General features: G+C 47.5%; 10 protein-coding genes and 1 pseudogene. 7 read left to right on the top strand and 4 right to left on the bottom strand.

What is annotated here, in order from left to right:
• Positions 1–430 (bottom strand): annotated as a pseudogene (locus L696_RS28705) (S8 family serine peptidase); the annotation flags it as partial.
• Between the two features lie 361 nt (positions 431–791).
• Here L696_RS28705 and L696_RS0116730 point away from each other — a divergent pair.
• On the top strand, positions 792–1,727 hold the full coding sequence (locus tag L696_RS0116730; protein WP_280740281.1) for a manganese-dependent inorganic pyrophosphatase: 936 nt from the start codon (positions 792–794) through the stop codon (positions 1,725–1,727).
• An 80-nt stretch (positions 1,728–1,807) separates the two neighbouring features.
• On the opposite strand, the gene L696_RS0116725 is transcribed toward L696_RS0116730, so the two are convergent.
• From L696_RS0116725 to L696_RS0116715, 3 genes are all read right to left on the bottom strand, one after another.
• Positions 1,808–2,731: an alpha/beta hydrolase gene (locus tag L696_RS0116725; protein WP_025684673.1), complete on the bottom strand. Its 924-nt coding sequence runs from the start codon at positions 2,729–2,731 to the stop codon at positions 1,808–1,810.
• Positions 2,716–3,258 carry a MarR family winged helix-turn-helix transcriptional regulator gene (locus tag L696_RS0116720; protein WP_025684672.1) on the bottom strand — a complete coding sequence of 181 codons (543 nt, stop codon included), beginning with the start codon at positions 3,256–3,258 and terminating at the stop codon, positions 2,716–2,718. Before L696_RS0116720 ends, L696_RS0116725 begins: the two co-directional genes overlap by 16 nt.
• A gap of 110 nt (positions 3,259–3,368) precedes the next feature.
• On the bottom strand, positions 3,369–4,328 hold the full coding sequence (locus L696_RS0116715) for an ATP-dependent DNA ligase (RefSeq protein ID WP_025684671.1): 960 nt from the start codon (positions 4,326–4,328) through the stop codon (positions 3,369–3,371).
• Positions 4,329–4,467: 139 nt separating this feature from the next.
• On the opposite strand from L696_RS0116715, the gene L696_RS0116710 reads away from it, so the two are divergent.
• The 6 genes from L696_RS0116710 to L696_RS28700 all read left to right on the top strand — a co-directional run.
• On the top strand, positions 4,468–4,743 hold the full coding sequence (locus L696_RS0116710) for a GNAT family N-acetyltransferase (RefSeq protein WP_025684670.1): 276 nt from the start codon (positions 4,468–4,470) through the stop codon (positions 4,741–4,743).
• Between the two features lie 295 nt (positions 4,744–5,038).
• A complete protein-coding gene (locus L696_RS0116705) occupies positions 5,039–5,602 on the top strand; it encodes a DUF420 domain-containing protein (RefSeq protein WP_025684669.1) in 564 nt (187 codons plus the stop codon).
• A 186-nt stretch (positions 5,603–5,788) separates the two neighbouring features.
• Positions 5,789–7,063 carry an ABC transporter substrate-binding protein gene (locus tag L696_RS0116700; protein ID WP_025684668.1) on the top strand — a complete coding sequence of 425 codons (1,275 nt, stop codon included), beginning with the start codon at positions 5,789–5,791 and terminating at the stop codon, positions 7,061–7,063.
• 64 nt (positions 7,064–7,127) lie between these two features.
• Positions 7,128–8,009, top strand: a complete 882-nt coding sequence (locus L696_RS0116695; RefSeq protein WP_025684667.1) for a carbohydrate ABC transporter permease — start codon at positions 7,128–7,130, stop codon at positions 8,007–8,009.
• Entirely contained in the window at positions 8,009–8,899 is an 891-nt protein-coding gene (locus L696_RS0116690) for a carbohydrate ABC transporter permease (RefSeq protein ID WP_025684666.1), read from the top strand. The genes L696_RS0116695 and L696_RS0116690 overlap by 1 nt, the downstream gene beginning before the upstream one ends.
• A 52-nt stretch (positions 8,900–8,951) precedes the next feature.
• On the top strand, positions 8,952–9,518 hold a 567-nt coding region (locus tag L696_RS28700; RefSeq protein WP_209440980.1), incomplete at its 3' end, for a beta-N-acetylglucosaminidase domain-containing protein.

The following is a 9,518-nucleotide window of genomic DNA, read 5'->3' as shown; positions in this document are numbered from 1 at the left end:
TGGCTGGCAGCGTAACCTCCAAGCCATTAAGTACCGTGTTGTACTGGTAATTCACCTGAAGGGGAATGCTGTGCTCTGCCGCTCTATCCACGAACGTTGTTTGCTCATTGACGATAGCGGCTTCCGCTTTTTGTTCGGATCGAGCTGTGAAAGACTGATTGACCGATCGTGCCGCATATTTGTCCACGGCTAGCGGTTCACCATCAAGCTGTACGATGACTCTGACCTGCTGGGAGGAAGTGGTACTCAGCTCTGGCGAAATGAACGCCGGTGTTGCTTCGGAAGTCAAAGCTTCCTGTGCTTCTAAAAATGAACGGGTTTGCAGGTCTACGGTAGCAGCAGAACTGACAGATGGAAGAGACAAGCTTACCGTCAAGGCAAGAGCGAGTGTTACGACAGGAATTTTTCTCGAAATGATCGGCTTTTTCAAAGATTTCCCTCTTTTCAATCAAAATATGATTTGTCTACATACTAGGATTTGAAGCCACTGTCGAAGTTCTCACGCCTCCCTCAAGATTCAAATGATAGAATTGACCACTGGTGGCTAACTTGCTAGTTTTGAGGAATATCTTACCATATTGGTGGGATATATTACTATATGTTTTTTATATTTTTAGAAAAAATAAGGTTAACTTCACGCACATATTCCATGGAAATGTTATGAATTTACTAGATTTTTTTTGAAATCATTTAAAGGGGAATGGGAGAATACGAGATTTAATGATATAATCTGCATTGGAATTGTTGATATTTTATGAGGATGTAAAATGCTTAGTGCAAAGGAGTCGATTATGTTGGCAAAAACATTGATTTTCGGGCATAAAAATCCGGATACGGATACGATTTGCTCAGCTATTGCTTATGCAGACTTGAAAACCAAACTGGGTGCGGACGTGGAGCCAGTTCGTTTGGGCGAGGTAAACGGGGAAACGCAGTATGCACTGGATTATTTCAAAGTGAGTGCGCCGCGTCTGGTTGAACAGGTTGCTGCGGAAACAGACAGCGTTATTCTGGTCGATCATAATGAACGCCAGCAAAGCGCGGTTGACATTGACAAAGTGCGTGTAACTGAAGTCATCGACCATCACCGGATCGCTAACTTTGAAACAAGCCAGCCGTTGTACTTCCGCGCCGAGCCTGTAGGCTGCACAGCCACAATTTTGAACAAGCTGTACAAGGAAAACGGGATAGCGATTCCGAAAGAAATCGCAGGTCTGATGCTGTCCGCGATCATTTCCGATTCTCTGTTGTTCAAATCCCCAACCTGCACCGACCAAGACGTAGCTGCTGCCCGTGAACTGGCTGAAATCGCTGGTGTGGATGCAGATAGCTACGGTTTTGATCTGCTGAAAGCAGGAGCTGATCTAAGCGGTCACTCGATTGAGCAGTTAGTGAGTCTGGATGCGAAGGAATTCCAGATGAACGGACGCAAAGTGGAAATTGCACAAGTGAACGCGGTAGACGTGAACGACGTGCTGTCCCGTCAGTCCGAGCTGGAAGTGGCGCTGTCCCAAACAATTGCAGCTAAAAACCTGGACCTGTTCCTGTTCGTCGTAACAGATATTGTGAACAGTGATTCCATTGGTATTGCGTTGGGAAGCCAAGCACAAGCGGTCGAAAAAGCCTACAATGTGCAGCTCGACGACAATAAAGCCGTTCTGAAAGGTGTCGTATCCCGCAAATCGCAGATCGTCCCTGTGTTGACAGACGCTTTTAACAGTCTGTAATTCGGAAGCAGGCTACGATACAAAAGAAGCCACCTGAATCCAGCACTGCATTATAGCAGCGGAGGCAGGGGCTTCTTTTTTTATTTCTTTAGTTCCGACAGTACATCTCCGATGCGAAATTCAAAGGCCATTTTCAACTGATCGCTCATCAAATGCCAGGCGCTCTCGGCTAGGGCGAGATCACCGCTATGTGTAAAGGCATGGGCAGCGCCCATATATTTTTTATAGGTCACGGGTACATCCGCTTCAATCAGCCGTTTGGCGTATAACTCGGCTTCGTCGGCCAAGGAGTCCAGCTCGGCGGTTATAATCAGTGCAGGTGGAAGATTATGTAGTGATTCTGCATAAACAGGCGAAACCAACGGGTTTCGTGCCTCATCCGGCGTGTGAAAATAGCTGTCATTAAAAATTTTTGCGATACGCGGCGGAATCGCCTGCTTGAATTGAGGCTTCAGCTTCGGATCGGTGGCGATATCCAGAGGAGGATAATCCAGCACCTGGTATACGATGGGAAATTCCTTGCGATCCCGGGCCATTAGACAAATCGCTGCGGCAAGGTTTCCGCCCGCACTATGCCCTCCGACGGCAATAAGCTGGGGATTGACGTTCAGTACATCAGGATGCTTGTACAACCATCTGGTAACATCATAGCTCTCCTGTAACGGAATGGGGAATTTATGCTCCGGGGCCAAGCGGTAATCGACATTAACGACGACACAATTGGCACGTTCGGCAATGACCGGGCACCAGGCATCATCCATTTCTGCACTGCCCATCACAAAGCCGCTACCATGAAAATTGACGAATACAGGCAGTGGATCGCCAGTCCGGTTGGCGGGCTCATATACAAGTACCCTGGAGTCACCTACAGAAGTGGGGATGATTCGTTCTTCCCGGTGTACCTTCGGAGAATGAGATGGCTTGAAATCAGACGCCGCCACCATTCTGCCAGCGGATATACGAGCAAGCTTGACGAACAGCCTTTGTTTCAGTCTTCGCACCATTTTTCTTCTCCCTCCCTGGGATCAGTTAGACGCGAACCCTTCACATCTTCAAATGCAGACCGTACGCGTGACAGGTAGGTTTGAAACTCGCAGATTTCCGATTCGCTAAAGTCCGACATCAGGCGTGAGGCCAGTCCTATGAAAAAAGGGTCCATTTGATTGATCTTGCCTCTTCCTTTATCGTTCAGAGAAACAAAGACGCCACGCTTGTCATTCGGATCATCGTATTTGTTAATGTAGCCATCTTGTTCAAGGGAAATGACCATGGAACTGATCGCTGCCCGGCTTACCCCCATCTTCTCAGCCAATGCAGATGGGGATGACATTTCGTCTCTCTGCGCAGAAAGCACACAAAGCGCTATATATTGCCCATAGGAGAGCCCGAATTCACGTGAACGTTTCTCCATGCCTTTACGAATTTCATACGTTATAGAAAATAACTCTACCAAAACACCAATTGGTTTATTGCCACCTGGGAACAGATTATAGGCCAGTTGACGAATTTCGGAGTCCAAGAAAAAGAACATGCGATCCACCTCGATGTAGTTAATTAGTTAACTGTAATTTAATTAACCACTGGTTGCAATGATTTATACAAACTTTATTCCGCTTTTTTAAAATATATCTGCACAACTTATCATGACCAAGGTCCAATGCACTGCCCTACGTCCTGATTTACAAAAGCCTGTATAGAGGGCTGGCGGAGGGTACGCCCTTCCTGCCATCGCCACTCACTATATTGAACCTTGGCGGTATACATAGGCTGTACCCAGATTGCATCCCGATGACGATCCGGCTCATTGACAAAAGGCCGCGCTGAAATGGTATGCGGTCTCAGTCGCTCCGTAAGCTGACGCCAGTCCTCTCGCGTAAGCTTCCCCGTGCCTGCATGTCCAATGTAGCGCAGCCTTCCTTGCTTGTCGTACAGCCCCAGCAACACAGCATTGATGACGCCTCCGTTTAAAGTGTAGCCTCCAATGACAGCGATGCTATCGCCATAATTCTTGACCTTGACCCATCGCCCATCCTTCCCGCCAAATGTGTAAGGACTGTCCAAACGTTTGCATACGATACCCTCCATTCCTTGGCTGCGCATTACCTGAAACAGAGTCTGTCCATCAGGATGAGCAGGAGCCAGTTGAACCCGTTCATTCGGCACGATGACTTGATGCAATAATTCGAGCCTTTCTACCAATGGTTTGTGGTGAACCCATTCGCCATTCAGATACACGATATCAAACAGCATATATGTAGCGGGCACAGCTTTATAAGCCGCTTGAATCCGATCCGTTCTGCGAATCAGGTCGCGTCGCATAATCTCATGGAACGAGGGCTTCCCATCGGCTCCCAGTGCGATCATTTCCCCATCCAGAATTATCGATTCAGCCTGGCAATATGAGGGGAATGAAGCGAGTTCAGGATATAAAAGCGTTCGTTCATGCTGCTTCCGGTTAAATAGGCGTGTGCTACCCTGATTGTGATATGTCAAAATTCTCGTGCCATCCCATTTTATTTCGTACCGCCACAGGCCCTCCGTAGGGATTCGTTCACTTTGCACAGGTTCAAACGGGATAACGGGTTTCATTTCCGAACGCAAATACAACACCTCGCCTCGCCTTTTTGGAATAAGGATAGTGTCGACGACAGGCTTCTTTTTATGTATGAGATGTTTCGTTGGACCTCAAATCGGGGAATGATGAGGATATCTAATTGTCGGCAGAAAGGGGCTCGGTTTCATGAGACAAATTCGCGAGGAGGACCATGCGGTAGTCATGTTGGATGATGGACAGGTGGTTGCGGAAGTAGGCTATAAAACCATAGATGACCATTCGTTGGTCATTGACCATACATTTGTATCCGAAAAGCTGCGGGGGCAAAAGATCGGCAAGGAGCTGATTGACAAAGTCGTGCAAATGGCGAGGGATCAGCATAAAAAGGTCGTTCCCGCTTGCTCGTACGCACTGGCCCTGTTCAAGCGTCATCAAGAATATAGTGACGTCTGGCAGCAGTAAACAAGGGGAACGCTCGCGCCACAAGTGCATAAACACCACAACATCGGGACAGGTATTCAGGCCTTCCCGGTGTTTTTTTGCGTGTATAAAGCCTCTGAAATGGCCGTATTCTATTATTGATATGTTAAGAAAATGGTTATTCCAAGATGCTAAAGCACATTTTCAAATCCTTGGCTGTGAAATTGTTCATACTGTTGTCACTTCACAGGCCGTCCTCAGGTTCTATATAATATAGTATGGTTATTACCACAACCGAAAACGAAAAGTTTGAATTTAAACGAAGGAGACGCTCATTATGAATAAAGCGAGTGAGGACAAGCAGTACGTTCCAACGAGCAAGCGTAATTTCACAGCCTTGATTATCACCGTTTCCATCATAGCCAACGTGATTATTTTACTCCTGTTCTTTTCGCCGATTGGATACCAGGGTAGTGTTAGCTTCGATATCACCATCTTCCCGAGGTTGAATGCGATTTTTAACAGCTTCACGTTTATTTTCCTGGTGGCGGCGCTGGTTGCTATTTTCAAGAAGAATGTTAAGGTGCATAAAACGTTTGTTTTGCTGGCCTTCGCCAGTACCGTTTTATTTTTGTTTTCTTACCTGACCTTCCACTATATTTCGCCGGACACTGCAAAATTTGGCGGGGTGGGTATAATTCGGCCGATTTACTTTACGTTGCTGATTTCACACAGCATACTGGCTGCCATTATCGTACCACTGGCCCTGTTCACAGTTGTATGGGGATGGACGATGCAGGTAGCGAAACACCGTAAAATTGCACGCTGGACCATGCCGATCTGGTTGTATGTCAGCTTAACTGGGGTACTCGTGTACGTATTCATGGCCCCGTATTATTAAATAGACTTGAACCCTCAGCAGGTTCAATGAGGAAAGAAGGCGTCTCTTCTAACAGAGACGTCTTTTTTATGCCTAATAAAAGAAAAATTATTCCTTCCAAATTTATTTTATTGAAAAAACGTTCCTTCTCTAACGGTATTTCTGCTATAATTTGCCTTAATCAACTAAGAATAAGGGGGTCACCATGTGACGAAGAAAGCGAAAGGCAGGTTACGGTTGCTTGTTTCCATGCTCGCGCTGGTTGTGCTGCTAAGCAGTTGCGGAGGCGGAGGCTCAAACCCGAACAACGTAAACGGAGGAAAAGTGACACTGCAATTTTGGACCATTGCGCTACAGCCTACATTCACCCCATATTTCAATCGGGTGATTGCCGATTATGAGGAGAAGAATCCCAATGTCAAAATTGACTGGAAGGATTACCCTTATGACGCAGTGACCAACAAGCTGTTGACGAGTATCGCCAGCGGCAGCAGTCCGGATGTGGTGAATCTCAATACGGAATTTGCCAGCCAAATGGGCTCCAAGGGTGCTGTGGTGGATATGAATGAGCATTTGTCTCCGGAGGAAAAGGCTGCATATTTCGAGGGTATTTATAATTCTACCGTTATTAATGGCAAGGCTTACGCACTACCCTGGTATACCGGCACGGAAGTGCTCTACATGAATACGAAGCTGGTAAAGGCTGCCGGATTAGACCCTGCCCATCCGCCCAAAACGCGGGCGGAACTGTCTGAGTGGGGCCGCCAGATCAATAGAAAAATTGGCAAAGCAGGCTATGTGCAGCAGCTTGTATCCAAGCTTTTTGCCATAGACGGGATTCCGATTTTGAATAAAGAAAAGACAGCAGCGGCGTTCAATACACCTGAAGCAGTCACCATGATTGATAATCTTAAAAAGCAGATGGAAGATGGTGTCGTGCTCAAAGAGGACGCTGATTTTTCACAGCAAGTGAAATATTACGCGGGTGAACAGGTTGCTTTCGAGCTGGCAGGCCCGACGTTCATCAACTTTATCAAAACGGCTGCGCCGGACGTATACAAGAACACCATCGCCGTTCCTGTACCTACAGGTAAAGCCGATGTACGGCTATCCAACTCCATGGATCTGGTCGTACCGACCAAGTCTGCACATGTGAATGAAGCGGTGAAGTTTGCTGTTTTCCTGACGAATGCAGAGAGCCAGACGGCTTTTTCCAAAGCGGCTAATACACTGCCTTCCACGAAGGATTCCATTAAAGATCCGTACTTCACACAGTCGGATAAATCGCTGGAAGCACAAGCGAAAGTGGTATCCGCGCAAAGTTTGGATAAGGCGACAGACTACATGGTCGGTGTGCCAAATGCCAAGGACGTGAACAGTGCTATCACGCGTGCTTTTCAAAATATTTTATTGAACGGAACGGACACGAAACAGACGCTTACTACCTTGGAGCAGGAAGTGAATGATATTTTAAAGCAGTAGGTACAGCAGGGGAGTCATATCAAGACTCTCCTGTTCATTTATCAAAATCGGGTGGTGATGCAGCATGATCAAATGGTTGAGGTCGGAATCCTTTACGGCCTGGGCCTTTATGACGCCGGGACTGTTATTACTTGCCGTCTTTGTATTTTGGCCTATTATTTACAGCATTCCGCTGGCATTGACGGACTACTCGGTCATATCGGATACCCATTATGTCGGTCTGGATAATTTCGAGGCAGCGTTTAAGGATCGCAACTTTCTCATTTCGATCTGGAACTCATTAGTGTACGTGCTCATTGTTCCCTTTCTCCAAATTTTCTCCATCCTGATGGCCGTGCTGGTGAACAGCCGTATACCGGGAATTAAAATATTTCGTACGACCTACTACATCCCGGTCGTAACTTCTATGGTAGCCGTGGCCTTGATTTGGAGCTGGTTGCTTGGCAAAAACAGCGTTGTGAACTATTTGCTTATGCAGGCAGGCTTGATCAGTAAGGACATTCACTGGCTATCGGACAGTTCTTTGGCCCTGTATGTACTTATGTTCATCACGATGTGGAAGGGACTCGGGTATTATATGATGCTCTATCTGGCCGGTTTGCAGAACATTCCACAAGACCTGTACGAAGCCGCCAGAGTGGATGGAGCAAGCCGCTGGCGGCTGATTGCCCATATTACCCTCCCGTTATTAAGACCCTACATTCTGTTCTGCACACTCATATCGCTCATGGCGGCTATTCGCGTGTTCGATGAGGTATATGTACTGACCAAGGGAGGGCCGGGAACAGCCACGCTGACCTCCAGCTTGTATATTTTCCAAAAGGGGATGGAGCAGTTTAACTTTGGTTATGCCTCGGCGCTTGGCTTAATTGTCGGTGCAATGATTGCGGTGCTCAGTATTATCGTATTTCGATTCAATAGGAAAGGCGGTGTCAATCCCTATTGATGAATCTACAGGATGACAAAATGCTACGCTCGTCTCTTCATAAAAAGGAAAGCAGCCGCATCATGCACAGTCTTGGTCGAATGCTCAGGATGACGGTAATCTATGTGCTTCTAGTGCTGCTCGCTCTCTTTTTAATGGGACCGTTCCTATGGCTGCTCAGCGTATCGCTCATGCCGGGCCGCAACATTTTCTCAACGCCGCCTGCCATTTTCCCGACCTTTATTGATTTTGATAATTATGTTCAGGTGTGGCAGTTTATGAACTTTCCGAAGTATATGCTGAACACGGTGATCATTACGGCGCTTGGCGTTATTTTCAATGTGGTGCTCGCCAGTCTGACGGGATATCCCTTGGCTGTATTTCGTTTTAAGGGTAAAAATCTGGTGTTTACGCTACTGATTGCCACCATGATTATTCCTTCATACACGTCGTTCATCGTACATTACCTGACCATTCAGGGGCTTCATCTGGGCAATACGTATTTGGGAGTGGTGCTGCCTGGAGCTGTCTCTGTGTTCAACATTTTTCTGATGCGGCAGACGTTTATCCATATTCCTACCGATGTGCGCGATTCCGGTAAAATGGACGGCGCTTCGGAATTCCGAATTTGGTGGCAGCTGGTGCTACCGTTGGTGAAGCCAGCGCTCGCCGTCATTTCTTTGCTGGAGGCTATGTCGTTCTGGAACAGCTTCCTGTGGCCTATCGTTATTCTGAACGACACGGAGCTGTACCCGCTGGCGGCTGCGCTGACGTATCTTAATGGTCAATTTGCCTATAACTTTGGCTGGATTGCAGCGGGCACGATGATTTCGGTACTGCCGATCATTATCTTGTTCCTGTTCACACAGCGCTACTATATGGAAGGCTTGGCGGGTGCAGTCAAAGGATAGACCGGAAATATCGGATACGGACGATCCGTAAATGGAAGGGGAGACGGCTACGATGGAGCTGGAGAAAGGAACGCGGCCCAATTCCCGTGTGGGGCTAACAACGCAGGAGATTCAATATTATTTTCGTGATGTGTATGACAGTGGAGAAAAGCTGGTTATACCCGAACCGCGTTTGATTTGCGAGCTGTCCTCCCGCTTCGGGATGAATCAGGAATATGAAGGTGTTCTGGACCCTGACGGGCCGATCAAGCTGATCTTGCCTCCGGGACCGGGCGTGCCGACCGAAACACGGGGAAGCGTGCAACTGGTACTGGAGTACGATGGAGCGCTCGTTGCAGACGGCTACCGTTTGGAGATTCACAAAGAAAGTCGAATTGAAATCCATGCTGCTAATAAAAGAGGTCTCAAGTACGGTATGGATGCCCTGCATTTGCTGCTTCTAGTCGAACAGGAGCGATGTACACTGCCTGTAGTGTCCATTCGCGATGAGCCTTCTTTTCCGGTCAGAGGGATTATTGAAGGCTTTTACGGAGAACCGTGGAGCCTGGCGGATCGGCTGGATGCTGTCCGTTTTATGGCTGCGCATCGGATGAACACATTCATGTATGCACCCAAGGAT

The organism is Paenibacillus maysiensis (genome assembly GCF_000520815.1).
Classification (GTDB): Bacteria; Bacillota; Bacilli; order Paenibacillales; family Paenibacillaceae; genus Paenibacillus; species Paenibacillus maysiensis.
The sequence above is the reverse complement of the archived record's forward strand: the minus strand, read 5'-3'. Positions and strand labels throughout refer to the sequence as shown.